14 protein-coding genes are annotated in these 14,367 nt (G+C 72.7%); 9 read left to right on the top strand and 5 right to left on the bottom strand.

Going from position 1 to position 14,367, the window contains the following annotated elements:
- Positions 1-308: 308 nt before the first annotated feature.
- Together MMF93_RS29015 and MMF93_RS29010 are read left to right on the top strand one after the other, a co-directional pair.
- Positions 309-545, top strand: a complete 237-nt coding sequence (locus MMF93_RS29015) for a DUF397 domain-containing protein (RefSeq protein WP_242756079.1) — start codon at positions 309-311, stop codon at positions 543-545.
- Between the two features lie 262 nt (positions 546-807).
- Positions 808-1,710, top strand: a complete 903-nt coding sequence (locus tag MMF93_RS29010; RefSeq protein WP_242756077.1) for a helix-turn-helix domain-containing protein — start codon at positions 808-810, stop codon at positions 1,708-1,710.
- A gap of 31 nt (positions 1,711-1,741) precedes the next feature.
- Here MMF93_RS29010 and MMF93_RS29005 read toward each other — a convergent pair whose 3' ends face one another.
- Positions 1,742-2,569, bottom strand: coding sequence for an SAM-dependent methyltransferase (locus MMF93_RS29005; RefSeq protein WP_242756075.1), 828 nt, complete (start codon positions 2,567-2,569; stop codon positions 1,742-1,744).
- A 293-nt stretch (positions 2,570-2,862) separates the two neighbouring features.
- The gene (locus MMF93_RS29000; RefSeq protein ID WP_242756073.1) at positions 2,863-3,318 is read right to left on the bottom strand and encodes an ATP-binding protein; all 456 of its coding nucleotides are present in this window, start codon (positions 3,316-3,318) and stop codon (positions 2,863-2,865) included.
- 327 nt (positions 3,319-3,645) lie between these two features.
- Here MMF93_RS29000 and MMF93_RS28995 point away from each other — a divergent pair, with 327 nt between their 5' ends.
- The 5 genes from MMF93_RS28995 to MMF93_RS28975 all read left to right on the top strand — a co-directional run bounded on the left by MMF93_RS28995 (position 3,646) and on the right by MMF93_RS28975 (position 8,494).
- Positions 3,646-4,503 carry a helix-turn-helix domain-containing protein gene (locus MMF93_RS28995; RefSeq protein WP_242756071.1) on the top strand — a complete coding sequence of 286 codons (858 nt, stop codon included), beginning with the start codon at positions 3,646-3,648 and terminating at the stop codon, positions 4,501-4,503.
- Between the two features lie 4 nt (positions 4,504-4,507).
- The gene (locus MMF93_RS28990) at positions 4,508-4,771 is read left to right on the top strand and encodes a DUF397 domain-containing protein (RefSeq protein ID WP_114017946.1); all 264 of its coding nucleotides are present in this window, start codon (positions 4,508-4,510) and stop codon (positions 4,769-4,771) included.
- Between the two features lie 76 nt (positions 4,772-4,847).
- Entirely contained in the window at positions 4,848-5,672 is an 825-nt protein-coding gene (locus MMF93_RS28985; RefSeq protein WP_242756070.1) for an SAM-dependent methyltransferase, read from the top strand.
- Between the two features lie 47 nt (positions 5,673-5,719).
- Positions 5,720-6,544, top strand: a complete 825-nt coding sequence (locus tag MMF93_RS28980; protein WP_274709516.1) for an SAM-dependent methyltransferase — start codon at positions 5,720-5,722, stop codon at positions 6,542-6,544.
- 132 nt (positions 6,545-6,676) lie between these two features.
- Positions 6,677-8,494, top strand: a complete 1,818-nt coding sequence (locus tag MMF93_RS28975; protein ID WP_242756068.1) for an acyl-CoA dehydrogenase — start codon at positions 6,677-6,679, stop codon at positions 8,492-8,494.
- 85 nt (positions 8,495-8,579) lie between these two features.
- Here MMF93_RS28975 and MMF93_RS28970 read toward each other — a convergent pair whose 3' ends face one another.
- Positions 8,580-10,130 (bottom strand): FAD-dependent oxidoreductase, encoded by a 1,551-nt coding sequence (locus tag MMF93_RS28970; protein ID WP_242756066.1) that lies wholly within the window; start codon positions 10,128-10,130, stop codon positions 8,580-8,582.
- A 253-nt stretch (positions 10,131-10,383) separates the two neighbouring features.
- Between MMF93_RS28970 and MMF93_RS28965 the strand changes: the two genes are divergently transcribed.
- Both MMF93_RS28965 and MMF93_RS28960 read left to right on the top strand, forming a co-directional pair.
- Positions 10,384-11,163, top strand: coding sequence for a DUF6227 family protein (locus MMF93_RS28965; protein ID WP_242756064.1), 780 nt, complete (start codon positions 10,384-10,386; stop codon positions 11,161-11,163).
- Positions 11,164-11,227: 64 nt separating this feature from the next.
- Positions 11,228-12,532, top strand: coding sequence for a transglycosylase family protein (locus MMF93_RS28960; protein ID WP_242756063.1), 1,305 nt, complete (start codon positions 11,228-11,230; stop codon positions 12,530-12,532).
- Positions 12,533-12,659: 127 nt separating this feature from the next.
- Here the strand turns inward: MMF93_RS28960 and MMF93_RS28955 are convergent, their stop codons facing one another.
- Positions 12,660-13,367, bottom strand: a complete 708-nt coding sequence (locus tag MMF93_RS28955) for an ABC transporter ATP-binding protein (protein WP_242756062.1) — start codon at positions 13,365-13,367, stop codon at positions 12,660-12,662.
- Positions 13,364-14,317, bottom strand: a complete 954-nt coding sequence (locus MMF93_RS28950; RefSeq protein ID WP_242757836.1) for an ABC transporter ATP-binding protein — start codon at positions 14,315-14,317, stop codon at positions 13,364-13,366. The genes MMF93_RS28955 and MMF93_RS28950 overlap by 4 nt, the downstream gene beginning before the upstream one ends.
- Positions 14,318-14,367: the final 50 nt, after the last annotated feature.

Genomic DNA, 14,367 nt, shown 5'->3' with positions numbered 1-14,367 from the left:
CAGCCGCGTGAGGGGGTTGTCCACGTCGGAACCGTCTTCCACCGGGTCCGCTGCGGCGGGGGGTCGGGCGCCTGGTGTGGTCACTGGAGCTCCTGTAGGCGGACGGATGATCGTGAACTCCGTTGTCGAGCGGCGGAGTTGAGACCCCAGAGGCACAGGGGTGGAGTACGACGGGCATTGTGGCGGGTCCGCACTTACTTCTGCAAGTACAGATGCAAGTACATCTGCAATCACGCTCGGCTGTGAGACGCTTCTCGACGTCGCAACCGCCCACGGGGGAAACGCAAGTGACGTAGGGAGAGACGTACATGCAGATCGAGAACGGCATCGAGGCCACCCGGATCGAAGGCGCGGTGTGGCGCAAGAGCCGCCGCAGCAACCCGAACGGCAACTGCGTGGAGGTGGCCACCCTTCCCGACCGGGGTGTCGCGGTGCGCAACTCCCGCTTTCCTTCGGGCCCCGCCCTCGTCTACACCCCCGCCGAGATCGCGGCGTTCGTCCAGGGCGCCAAGGACGGCGACTTCGACGACCTGCTGGAGAGCTAGCGCTGACCCGTCGCTCCACCAGCTGACAAGCACGACCCCACGGCGCCGCCGCCGCACGACACGGACGTGCGGCGGCGGCTCACGTGTGCACCGGCGCACCGCCCGGTGCCGAGGGCCACGCCGCCGCACTCGCCCCGCAGTTGGACCGCACCGCCACACGAGCCGCTGAATCCGGTCACGTCACCGGTATGGCTGTACGCCCGGTGAGCGGAATGGGACACTGAGCGTCCGGACAGTCACTCAGGGAAGCAAGGCGGGCGCGATGGCAGTACAGCCGCGGCGCGAGGCGTCGCCCGGACGCATCCTCGACCACCCCAGAGGCGGTCCGACGATCCTGCGCATCGTCCTGGGCACCCAGTTGCGGCGGCTGCGCGAGGAGCGGGGCATCTCTCGCGAGGACGCGGGCGAGGCGATCCGCGGCTCGCACGCCAAGATCAGCCGCCTGGAGCTCGGCCGGGTCGGCTGCAAGGAACGCGACGTCGCCGACCTGCTGACGCTGTACGAGGTGTGGGACCCGCAGGACCGCCAGGAGTATCTCGCGCTCGCCCGCCAGGCCGGGTCGCCCGGCTGGTGGCAGAAGTACAGCGACGTGATGTCGCCGTGGTTCGACCGGCTCATCGGGCTGGAGGAGGCCGCCTCCCTCATCCGCATGTACGAGGTGCAGTTCGTCCCCGGCCTGTTGCAGACCCGTCAGTACGCGCACGAGGTCATCCGTCTCGGCCACCCCAGGGACGACGCGCGACGCAGCGAGCGCCGCATCGAGCTGCGCATGGAGCGCCAGGCCATACTCGACCAGCCGCACGCCCCCCGGCTGTGGGCCGTGATGGACGAGGCGGCGCTGCGCCGCCCGCTGGGCTCCCGCCAGGTGATGCGGGCCCAGATCGAGCACCTGATCGAGGTGGCACAGCGGCCCAACGTCACGCTGCAGATCGCCCCGTTCAGCCTGGGCGGCCTCGCCGCGGCCGGCGGCCCCGTCACCATCCTCCGCTTCCTGGAACCCGACCTGCCCGACATCGTCTATCTGGAGCAACTCACCAGCTCCCTCTACCTGGAGAAGCGCGACGAGGTGGAGGGCTACCTGGTGGTGATGGACCGCCTGTGCGCCATGGCCGAGCCCCCGGCCAGGACGCTGACGTTCCTGGAGAAGCTGCTCAGCGAGTACTGAGCGCTCAGCGGCGGGTCGGCCCGGTGGCGGATCAGCGTTTGCGGGCCACTCCTCCGTACTCGAACCAGACGTCGTCGGCGTGGCGGCAGCGCAGGTCCGAGTCCGGGCGCCAGCCCGTGATCTCGACCAGTCCCGGGTCGATGACGTCGAGCCCGGCGAAGTAGCCCGCCACCTCGTGGGGTTCGCGGACCCGGCCCCACTGCCCCTGGGTGCTGCGGCCCATGAAGTCGGTGACGAACTCCCTGGTTTCCGCGTCGAGGCTGACCAGCTGGTTGAGCACGATGAAACTGCCGGACGGCACCCGCGCCATGACCCGTTCCACGAGGGCCGCCGGGTCGGAGGAGTCGGGCAGACAGTGCATCACCGAGACGAAGAGCAGCGCGACGGGCTCGCCACGGTCGATGAGGCGGCCCACCTCGGGGCTGTCGAATATCGCGTCGGTGTCCCGCATGTCCGCGCGTATCACCGCGGTACGGGCGTTCTCCTCCAGCAGGGCACGGCCGTGGGCGAGGACGATGGGGTCGTTGTCGACGTAGACGACGCGGGCGCCGCCGTTCACCCGCTGGGCCACCTGGTGGACGTTGTCCTGGGTGGGCAGGCCCGAGCCGTGGTCGATGAACTGGCGCACCCCGTACTCCTGGCTCAGGACATGCACGACGCGCCGCAGGAAGCTGCGGTTGTCGAGCGCGAGCGCGCGGGTGCCCGGCACCTTCCGGTCCAGTGCCGCCACCGCCTCGCGGTCGACGGCGTAGTTGTCCTTGCCGCCCAGATAGTGGTCGTACATCCGGGACACGCTCGGAACGGTGACGTCGACCGCGTCCACTCCGAAACCGTCCGCCCCGGCCAGCTCTTCCCGCATCGGTGCCCCACGTGTTCCCCGTGCATCGCGCACTCTGCCAGCGCGTGCGCCTGCCCTGGCGGGAAGCATGACACGCCGGAAGCGGTCTGGACCACGTCAATCGGCCTGTCACGTGCGGAAATTGAGAAGATGCGCGGCACATACCGGGAGGTTGTGGGGCGGTTGCGACGCGCCCACCGCGTGCACCTCAGCCGACCGTGCGCCTCAGCCGCCCATGCGCCCGAGCCGGCCGCGTACCCCCAGGCGCGGCGCGGCTCAGCCGCCGCCGTACCGCTCAGCCATCGCCGTACCGCTCAGCCGGTCGTGCCCAGCTCCGCCCAGACGACGCGGCCGCACCGGGCGTCCCGGGCCGAGACCCCCCATCGCTGGGCCAGGGCGCCCACGAGCTGGAGGCCGCGGCCGTTGACCTCGTCGGGCCCCGCGCTGCGCGGCTGCGGGGCCCGGGTCTGGGTGCCCTCGTCCGTGACCTCTATCCGCAGCCTGCTGCCGTCCAGATGGATGCTGCACCCTATGCGCCCCGTGTCGGTGTGCAGGACGGCGTTGGTGACGAACTCGGAGATGACCAGCTGCGCCGTGTGCCCGAGGTCCTCGGGGAAGCCCCAGCGGTGCAGGTGGCCGCGGAGATGGGCGCGGGCGCGGGCCACGGACGAGGTGTGTGCCGGGAGCTCGAATCCCTCCTGCCGCGCTTCGTCGGCCACGGCGGCCGGTGCGGGTGAGGAGAGCTGTGCAGGGGGATACGAGGAGGCCACGGGATCGCCTTCCGTCTACCTGTGGGGTGTGGGGACGGCTGCCGGCAGGTGTTCCGCACGGGCCTCAGAGGCGCTGGCGCACGCGTGAGTGAGCCGGGGGGCTGTTGCTGGCAGGCCCTCCGGCGATGCGGACGATGGTGTGCGGCTCCGGTGCCGCAGCTGCATGAGCTGGGTCACGCTCTTCACTATGCGCAGCCTCTTTCACAGATGGCAAGAGGAGTTCTGCAATTCGCAGAATCGAATGGGCAGTATGGCTGCTGCACGAGAGCCATGGCAGACTGCTCAGGCATCAGGGTCCGCCCGGGGAGGCAAGTCGAGGAGGCAGTAGTGGCCGAGGCCCGTTCCGCGCCGACTGTGGGGCAGATAGTGCTCGGCCTGCGCCTGCGTGACCTGCGGGAGCGCGCGGGCTGCTCCTTCGCCGAGGCCGCGCATGCACTGAGCGTGAACACGACCACGGTGCGCCGCATGGAAAAGGCGGAGGTCGGGCTCAAGCCCCCGTACGTGGAGAAGCTGCTGAGCATGTACGGCCTCTCCGACGAGGAGGCCGCGTCCTTCCTCACCCTGGTGGAGGAGGCGAACCAGCCCGGCTGGTGGCACAGCTTCCGCGACGTGCTCCCCGCCTGGTTCAGCCTCTACGTGAGCCTGGAGGGCGAGGCCAGCCTGATCAGGGCGTACGAGCCGCACTGCGTACCCGGACTGCTCCAGACGGAGGACTACGCGCGTGCGCTGCTGCGCACCGGTTTTCCCTCCGCCGACGAGGACGAGCTGGACCGGCGGGTCCAGCTGCGCATGGGGCGCCAGCGGCTCCTGGAGGGTCCGCAGGCCCCGGTGCTGTGGGCCGTGCTCGACGAGCAGGTGCTGCGGCGCCACGTGGGCTCTCCCGAGGTCATGCGGGGCCAGATCGACCACCTCGCCGAGATGACCAGAGCGCAGAACATCACGCTCCAGATCATCCCGTTCACCTCAGGTGCGCACCCCGGCATGTTCGGGCCCTTCCAGCTGTTCCGTTTCGACATTCCGGAGCTCCCGGACATCGTCTACACGGAGAGCCTGACGGGGGCCACGTACCTGGACCAGCGTCCGGACACCGCCGCCTACCTGGAGGTGCTGGACCGCATGGGCGCGCAGGCCGCGCCAGTACCACACACCGAGACCGTCCTCGGTGAGATCCGCAAGGAGTTTTAGAACCATGGGTCACACAGGCCACACCCGCCCCCACATATACAACGGCATGCCGGCCAAGAACCTCGGCACCGAGGGCTGGCAGAAGCCGTGGAGCGGCACCAACGGGGGCAGCTGCGTGGAGGCGATGAAGCTCGGCGACGGCCGGGTCGCCCTGCGCCAGTCCACCGACCCCGAGGGTCCGGCGCTGATCTACACCACCCACGAGTTCGAAACCTTCCTCCAGGGCGCCAAGCAGGGCGTGGCCGACTTCCTGCTGGCCTCCGACTGACGCGACGACCCCGGGCGGCGCCACCGAACGGCGAGCCGCCCGCCAGCAGTACAGGACCGGAGAACGGAGAGGCCGCATGACGGCAGAGGGAAACCTCCCCGGCATAGACACCACCAAGCCGCACTCGGCGCGGATGTACGACTACTACCTCGGGGGCAAGACCCACTACGAGGCGGACGTGCAGGCGGCCGAAGCGGTGATCGCGACCGTGCCGTTCGCCGGGGGCATGGCGCGCGCCAACCGCGACTTCATGATCCGCGCCACCCGCTGGCTGACCTCCGAGGCGGGGGTACGGCAGTTCCTGGACATCGGCAGCGGCATCCCCACCGAACCCAACCTCCACCAGATCGCCCAGTCGGTGGCCCCCGACGCGCGGGTCGTCTACACCGACAGCGACCCAATCGTGCTCCAGTACGCGCAGGCGCTGCTGCACAGCACCCCCGAGGGCCGCACCGCCTACCTCCAGGCGGACGCCGCCCGCCCGGCGAGCATCGTCGACTCCGACGAGCTGCGCTCCACCCTCGACCTGACCCGCCCTGTCGCCCTCTCGGTCAACGCGCTCTTCCACTTCGTCCCCGACGAGTGGGGCCCCTACGAGATTCTCAAGGGGCTGCTGGAGCGGCTGCCCTCCGGCAGCTACCTGTGCCTCTCGCACGCCACCGCCGACATCGACGACCCGGCGCTCGCCGAGCTGGGCCGCGAGGTCGAGGAGATCTACGCCAAGGGCGGGACGACTCTCAGGCTGCGGGACCGCGCGGAGGTCGCCCGGTTCTTCGAGGGGCTGGAGCTGGTCGAGCCCGGCATCGTGATGGCGCACGACTGGCGCCCGGACCCCGAGCAGGTCACCGAGCTCAAGGAGGGGCAGCCCAGCATGCTGGCGGCGGTGGCCCGCAAGCCCTGAGCGAGCGGCACGGCCGGGGGGACGCACGGACGACGGAGGGGGAGCACGTGCCCGAGCACAGCAGCGCGCCACCGATCGACACGACCAGACCGCACGCGGCGCGGATGTACGACTACTACCTCGGGGGCAAGACCCACTACGAGGCGGACGTACGGGCCGCCGAGGCGGTGGTCTCCGTGCTCCCCGAGATCGTGGCGGCGGCCCGCGCCAACCGCGACTTCATGGCGCGGGTGACCCGCACGCTGGCGGCCGACCACGGTGTCGGCCAGTTCCTCGACATCGGCAGCGGCATCCCCACCGAACCCAACCTGCACCAGATCGCCCAGTCGGTGCTCCCCGGGGCGCGGGTCGTCTACACCGACAACGACCCGATCGTCCTCCAGTACGCCCACGCGCTTCTGCGCAGCACTCCCGAGGGGCGTACCGCCTACCTCCACGCGGACGTCACCGACCCCGGGAGCGTTCTCGGCGCCGCGGAGCTTCGCGACACCCTGGATCTGAGCCGGCCCGTGGCCCTGTCGGTCAACGCGCTCCTCCACTTCGTCCCCGACGACCGAGATCCGCACGGCATCGTGGCCGCGCTGCTCGAACCGCTGGCTCCCGGCAGCTTCCTGTGTGTGAGCCACGGCATCGCCGACCTGCCGGACGACGGAACCTCGGACCGGGCCGACGACGTCATCGGGATCTATCAGCGGGGCGGTACGGCGTTCGTGCCGCGCAGCCGGGAGCAGGTGGCCCGGTTCTTCGACGGCCTCGACCTCCTCGGTCCCGGCGTCACGATGGCGCACCTGTGGCGGCCCGAGGGCGATCCGGCTCAGCGCCTGCCGCGGGAGGCGCTGACCCTGCACGCGGGGGTGGCCCGCAAGCCGTGACGCCGCGGGGGCAGCCGTGATTCCGGCGGGCGTTGACAGGACCTGACGTGGAAGCGAGCATAAGCAAGCGCTTAGACACCCTCGTCGCCGCGCTCGCTCGCGCCCGCCGCTCCCGGGGATCGGAAAACCGTCATGGCCACACCCGCCACCCTGCTCTCGCACCGCGACCTCGCCTTCCAGCTCCACGACTGGCTGAGGATCACCGCGCTGACCGAGCGCGCCCGCTACCGGGAACACTCGCGGGAGACCTTCGACGACGCGCTGGCGCTGAGCGCACGCGTCGCCGCTGACCACTTCGCCCCGCACAACAAGCGCAACGACAGGGAAGAGCCCTGGTTCGACGGCGAGCGGGTGCACACGCACGAGGACGTCGCCGACGCGCTGGCGGTGTTCGCCGGAACGGGGCTGCTGGCGGCCGCGATGGACGAGGAGCACGGCGGCATGGGTCTGCCGCACGTCGTCAGCACCGCCTGTTTCGCCTACTTCCAGGCCGCCAACGTCGGCACGTCCGCCTACCCCTTCCTCACGCTCGGCAACGCCCGGCTGCTGTGTGCCCACGGCTCGCCCGAACAGGTCGACACGTACGTGCGGCCGATGCTGGAGGGCCGCTGGTTCGGCACCATGTGCCTGTCCGAGCCGCAGGCAGGCTCCTCGCTCGCCGATGTGGCGACCCGGGCCGAGCGGCGCGCGGACGGCACCTACCGGCTGTTCGGCACCAAGATGTGGATCTCGGGCGGCGACCACGAACTGTCCGAGAACATCGTCCACCTCGTGCTCGCCCGCACGCCCGGCGCCCCCGCAGGGGTCAAGGGGCTCTCCCTGTTCCTCGTCCCCAAGTACCTGGTCGAGGCCGACGGCACCCGCGGCGAGCGCAACGACGTGGTGCCCGCGGGCCTCAACCACAAGATGGGCTACCGGGGCACGACCAACACGCTGCTCAACTTCGGCGAGGGAGCCCGCCACCGGCCCGGCGGCGAGGCGGGCGCCGTCGGCCACCTGGTCGGCGAGGAGCACCGCGGGCTCGCCTACATGTTCCACATGATGAACGGCGCGCGCATCGGCGTCGGCGCGGGCGCGATGGCGCTCGGCTACACCGGCTACCTCAAGTCGCTGGCCTACGCCCGCGAGCGCCCGCAGGGGCGGCCGCTGACCGCGGCGGGCAAGGACGCGGACGCCGGGCAGGTGCCGATCGTCGAACACACCGACGTGCGGCGGATGCTGCTGGCGCAGAAGTCGTACGTGGAGGGCGCCCTCGGCCTGCTGCTCTACTGCGCGAAGCTCGTCGACGAGGAGCGCTCGGCCGCCTCCCCCGAGGAGCGGGCGCGGGCCGCGCTGCTGCTGGACGTGCTGACCCCGATCGCCAAGAGCTGGCCCTCGCAGTGGTGCCTGGAGGCCAACAACCTCGCCATCCAGGTGCACGGCGGCTACGGCTACACGCGTGAGTACGACGTCGAACAGCACTACCGCGACAACCGCCTCAACCCCATCCACGAGGGCACCCACGGCATTCAGGGGCTCGATCTGCTGGGCCGCAAGGTGGTGCGGGGCGGCGGCGAGGGGCTGCGGGCGCTGGGCGCCGTCATCGGCGGGACGCTGGAGCGCGCCGAGGCAGCCGGGGACGAGGCGGCCGGTCTCGCGGCGACGCTGGAGGGCTACTGGGAGCGGGCCGTGGCCACCACGGCCCGCGTGTGGGAGCCGGGTGACCCCCAGGTGGCGCTGGCGAACGCGTCCCTCTACCTGGAGGCCGTCGGGCACGTGGTGGTGGCGTGGATCTGGCTGGAGCAGTTCCTGGCCACGCTGGAGGCCGGGCCCGACGACGCGTTCCTGCGGGGCAAGCGGCAGGCGGCGCGGTACTTCTTCCGTGCCGAACTGCCGCGCACAAGGCCGCAGTTCGACCTGCTGGCGGCGCGGGAGACGGTCGTGCTGGAGACCGACCCCGAGTGGCTGTAGCGGGCGCGGGGCCGCTCACCCGCGCGGCCCGGCGAGGCGCGGGGCACCGGCTCAGGACCGGCCGCCGGGGCGGAGCGCCGGCGCCTCACTCCTCGCCCAGGTCGCGCGGCTCCAGCGGCCGGGTCGCCGGGCCCTGGATCACCGAGCCGTCCGTGCCGAACCGGGAGCCGTGGCAGGGGCACTCCCAGGCGACCTCCGCGTCGTTGAACCGCACCAGGCAGCCCAGGTGGGTGCAGCGCGGCGAGAGGGCGCGCAGCTCGCCCTCGGGGGTGCGGTGTACCGCGCAGCGCCTCCCCCGCACGCGCACGATGGCGCCCGTACCCGGGGTGATCTCCTCCACCGAGTCCACGTAGCCGGGACGCAGCCGGTCGCCGACGAAGCGGCGGGCCACCGTCGACTGGAGCCGCAGCAGCGCGGGTCCCTCGCTCGGGCGGAGCCTGACGGGGTCGTAGAGTCCCGCCCACGCGGGCAGCTCGCCGCCGTTGATGTGCGCGGCCAGCAGCTGTCCCGCGAGCACGCCCGAGCTCATACCCCAGCCGCCGAACCCGGTGGCGACGTAGGTGTGCTGGGTGGCGGCGTGGAAGCGGCCGATGTAGGGCACGCGGTCGGTGGTCTCGTTGTCCTGGGTGGCCCAGCGGTGTGCCAGCCGTGCCCGGGGGAACCGCTCGTACGTCCAGGCGGCGAGCCGCTCGTAGCGGGCGGCGACCGAACCGATGCCCGGTGTGCCGGGGCTGAAGGTCTCCCCGGTGACGATCAGCAGCCGCCTGCCGTCCCCGAACGGGTAGGGCGCCGTGCGCACCGAGCGGGTCCCGCGCTCGGGGGAGAGGTAGGTGCCGCGCGGATCGTCCTCCTGCGGCAGCAGCGCGGAGATGACCAGTTCGCGGCGCGGTTGCAGCCGGGAGAACATCAGCGCCCGGTCGAAGACGGGGTAGTGGGTGGCCACCACGACGTCGCGGGCGGCGACCTCGCCCCCGTTCTCCGCCGTCACCACGCACGGTTCCCCCTCGTCCAGGGCGACGACGCGGGTGCGCTCGTACAGCAGTCCGCCGCTGCGCCTGATGTCCTCGGCCAGCGCCAGCAGGTACTTGCGCGGGTGGAACTGCGCCTGGTTCTCGACGCGTACGGCCGCGCCCACCCGGAAGGGCAGCCCGGTGGCGGTCACGTACGAGGCGGCCAGTCCGGCCTCGGCCGCCGCGCGGGCCTCCTCGTGTATGTCCGCCACGTGTTCGGCCGACTCGACGTAGGTGTGCGCGGGGACCCGTTCGAACTCGCAGTCGACGCCCAGCCGCTGGGCGACGGCGGCCGCGTGCTCCACGGCCCCCTGCTGCGAGAGCGCGTAGAGCCGCGCGTCCGCGGCCGAGCGGTTGGCGCGCAGCCAGCTGTAGGACAGCCCCTGGAGCGCGGAGAGCTTGGCCGTGGTGTGCCCGGTGACGCCGGCGGCCAGCCGGTCGGACTCCAGTACGGCGACGCTCCGTCCCGCGCGGGCCAGCTCCCACGCCGTCGACAGCCCCGCTATGCCGCCGCCCACCACGGCGACGTCCACCTCGACCCTGCTGTCGGGCGGCAGCGGCTCGAGGGGCGTCGCCGCCGCTGAAAGCATCCAGTAGGACTCGTATCCGACGGGCAGTGTGGTCACCGCCGCGCTCCCTTCAGCCGGGGCCCGTCCCCCGTGACGTCCACCAGTGTCGTTCCCCCTCGGACGCCTCTCACCCCCGGATGCGCCCCGCCTCCGGGTCGGCGCACCGGCCCGAACCGGCCGGAGGAACGCCTCCTCACCGGGCCGGGGCGAGCGGAATTCCGCCAACTCCTCCCGCTCACCGCACTCGGAGCGCTACGGTGTGTGCGCGCGGGGACGGTCGGTAGTCTGCTGCACGCCGGGAGGGTCCGCGATGAGCGAGGAAGCTCACCTGACGCCTGCTCACCACCTTCACCAGCTGCTGGCCCGCGCCCAGAACCCCTTCGACGTCCCCGACGCGGTCCTCCACCGGCTGCGCGACGCGGTGATGTTCCAGGTCGAGCTCTACGGCTGGCGGCACCGCAACTCCCCGCCGCCCGCGCTGCGGTGCAGCAGTTTCCGCCATGTCTTCCTGCTGGCCGACGGGGCCAGTGTGCTGCTGTGGGAGCTGTGTTACGACGGCCCCGAAGGCGCCGGCGAACTGCACGAGGTGTACGACGACGCGGAGGCCCTCGCGCGCTCCGAGCGCCGGGTCCACCGCCAGATGGGCGAGGCCCCCACACCGGACGCCTCGTTCGGCCTCACGCGTGCCCCCTTCGACCCCCCACCCGGACGGCCGGGGGCCGAGGTCTTCCCCGCCCCTGAGTACGTACGGGGCGGCTCGGCCGAGCACGCCCGCAGGCTGCTGCGCAGGGCGGAGAACCCGGACCGTCCCGGTGAGGAGACGCTGCGGCTGCTGGCCACCGCGCTCGGACACCACATCACCCACGTCCCCAAACCGCACGCGCACCCCGGCGGCCCCGGCGAGGGCCAGGTGTGGTGCGCGGTCTACGAACACGCCTTCCTGCTGGCCGACGGGTACGAGGTCAGCCTCTACGAGCTGGAGCACAACATGACGGGCAGCGGGCGCCTGAGGTGCGAGGTGTACCTGGAGGAGTCCGTCGCCGACCAGGCCGCGCACCGCCTCGGGCGCGGGCGGGGCCCGGACCTGTAGCACCGCGACACCCCACCACCGGCCGCGCGGGCGCGCGGACCGCCGAGCACCGGAGGAACCGGCCATGTCCGCACGTGGGCGCCACCGCCGACCCCAGCCCCGCTCCGCCGCGCGCGTCTCCAGGACGGTGACCGCGGGCAGCGCGGGTATCGCCTTACCCCTCGCCGCCGCCCAGCTCGCGCACGCCGCGCCGCAGGACGTGTGGGAGAAGGTCGCGGCCTGCGAGAGCAGCGGCACGTGGGACATCAACACCGGCAACGGCCACTACGGCGGGCTCCAGTTCACCCGGAGCACCTGGGAGGCGTACGGCGGCCGCGCGTACGCACCGCGGGCCGATCTGGCCTCCCCGAGCGAGCAGGTCGCGGTCGCCGAGAAGGTGCTGGACGGGCAGGGCCCCGGGGCGTGGCCGCACTGCGGTCCGCGCGCCGGTCTCACCCGGGGCGACGCGGAACCGCATCGCGCCGGTGCGCGCCCGAAGGCCGAACGGACCCGCTCCCAGGAGGCGAAGAGCGTGCGGGCGCGGGCATCGGAAGACGAGAAGACCGATCAGGAGGAGAAGTCGGAGAAGGCCCGGGCGTCGAAGGAGAAGGCGGACCGGGCCAGGGCCGAGCGGTTGAGGAAGCAGACGACCTACGAGGTCGTCAGCGGCGACACGCTCTCCAGCATCGCCGAAGCGCGTAGCGTGGAGGGCGGCTGGCACCGCCTCTACGACTGGAACCGCTCCACCGTCGGAGCCGACCCCGACCTGATCCTGCCGGGACAGCGCCTGGAGACGACGGGGCCACCGCAGAAGACGGGGCGGAAGGAGAGCGGTCCCCACCGCGCCGAGCGCCCTTCCGCCTCCGGGCGGAAGGCGCAGCAGAAGCAGGCACCCGAGGAGAAAGCTCCGCCGAAGAAGGCCCCGGAGAAGAGCGCACCGCAGAAGAAGGCCCCGGAGAAGAAGACGCCCCGTGCCTCGGGGGGTTCGGCTACCGCTCCCGTGGCCGGTGTCGGCCCGAGCACGGCCTACCGCGCGGCGGGCGGCAGTTGGTCGTCAGGACACCACACAGGCGTGGACTTCCCCGTCTCCACCGGGACCTCCGTCAGGGCGGTGCGGGGCGGCACGGTGGTCTCGGCAGGCTGGCAGGACGCCTACGGCTACCAGGTGGTGCTGCGCCACAGCGACGGCAGGTACAGCCAGTACGGGCACCTGTCGGCGATCTCCGTACGGTCCGGGCAGTCGGTCGGTGCGGGAGCGCGCATCGGCCGCTCGGGCGCGACGGGCAACGCCACGGGGCCGCACCTGCACTTCGAGATCCGCACGGGGCCCGGCTACGGCAGCGACATCGATCCGCTGGCGTATCTGCGACAGCACGGGGTGCGGCTGTAGCGCTGCCTGTGGGTGCTGTCCCGGCAACGGGGTGCCACTGCTCGTGGTGGGCGGTCTGCGGGTGCGCTGTGGCGTGCGGGGGCAGTTCCCCGCGCCCGCTCGGGGCGCGGTCCACCGTCCACCGGCCCTAACGGTTCGGCCCGGGGGCCGGGTCCCGGGCCGGGAGTGCGAGGCCCGGCATGTCCACCGTGCGGTCGCACCAGCGTTCGAGCAGAATGCGGTCGTGGCCGACCGCGAGCAGGGCGGCACCCGTCAGCTCCCGGTATCCCTCCACGACCGCCACCAGCGCCGCCGTGGTGGAGGCGTCGAGCATCGCGGTCATCTCGTCGCAGACGAGTACCCGGGGGCGCAGGGCCAGCGCCCTGGCGAGGCAGGCGCGCTGCAGCTGGCCGTCGCTGACCTCGTGCGGACGGCGGTCCAGCAAATCGGTGCCCAGGCCGACGGAGCCGGCCAGCTCCCCGGTGCGCGCAAGCGCCTCGGCCTTCCGCCCGGTGGCGCGCAGCGGCTCGGCGATCAGCGCGGCGAGGGTGAGCCGGGGGTCGGCGGCCAGTCGGGGCTGCTGGAAGACGACGCCGACGGCGGTCCGCAGGGCGCGGGGCGCCCGGTGCCGCCAGCCACGCGCCTGGACGCCACCGAGGTGGACGGTGCCCCCGTAGGGGCGGTGCAGCAGCGCCGCGACCTTCGCCAGGGTCGACTTGCCGCAGCCGCTGGGCCCCAGCAGCCCGACGGCCTCGCCCTCGGCCACCGCCAGGGACGCCTCGCGGACCACGGGGGCGCTCCGGTCGTACCCGGCGGTGACCGCGCGCAGCTCCAGCGCGGGCGGATTCGGCGTCATATCCGGCTCCCTTCGGGACGCAGCCCGTGTCCGGCGGGCTCGGGCGCCGGCACCGGGTGGTGGCAGGCCACCGTGCCGTTCAGGGCCGGCACGGTCGCGCACGTGGCGTCCGCGCGGGCGCAGCGCGGTGCGAAGGCGCAGCCGGCGGGGAGGTCGCCCAGTTCTGGCGGCATGCCGGGGATGGGGCGGAACGCACGTTCTGGCAGCGCGTCCAGCAGGCCGCGGGCGTAGGGGTGGCGGGGTCCGGGAGCGCCGAAGAAGCCGCGAGCTGCGGCCAGTTCCACGACGCGGCCCGCGTACATGACGGCCACCCGGTCGGCGACGCGTTCGGCCGCCGTCAGGTCGTGGGTGATGAGCAGCAGTCCGCGTCCCGCGTCGGCGTGGCCGCGCAACTCGTCCACGGTGCGCTCCACCAGGTCGCGGTCGAGCCCGGTGGTGGGCTCGTCCGCGAGCAGCAGCGGCGCTTCGCCCACCAGCGCGAGCGCGGTGGCGGCCCGCTGGGCGAGTCCGCCGGAGAGCTGGTGGGGGTAGCGGTCGAGGTGGTCGGCGGGGAAGGCGGCGCGCCGTGCGGCTGCCGCGGTGGCGGTGGCCAGCGCCTGGCCCTTCGCCCCGGTCAGCTCCCGTACGGTCTCGGCCAGATGGGAGCGGACCGTGCGCACGGGCGTCAGGTGGGCTGCCGGGCTCTGCGGGACGAGACCGACGCGCCGGCCGCGCACGGTGCGGGCCATGGTGGCCTCGTCGGCGGCCAGGAGGTCGGTCACCTCGCCGGGCCCTGGCCCTGACAGCAGCGCGGAGCCGCCGACCCGCGCGTTGCCGGGGAGGAGTCCCAGCAGCGCGGAGGCGAGCACCGACTTGCCGCAGCCGCTCTCCCCCACCAGCGCCAGGCACTCCCCGTGGGCCACGTCGAGGCTGACGTCGGTGACGGCGGCGATCTCGCGCCCGCCCCGCATCCGGAAGCGTACGGACAGGTCGCGGACGGACAGCAGGGGCTCGGGTGCGT

Source organism: Streptomyces tubbatahanensis (genome assembly GCF_022699385.1).
GTDB classification, from domain to species: Bacteria; Actinomycetota; Actinomycetes; order Streptomycetales; family Streptomycetaceae; genus Streptomyces; species Streptomyces diacarni.
Note: the sequence above shows the minus strand (reverse complement) of the source record. Positions and strands in the feature narration are given on the sequence as shown.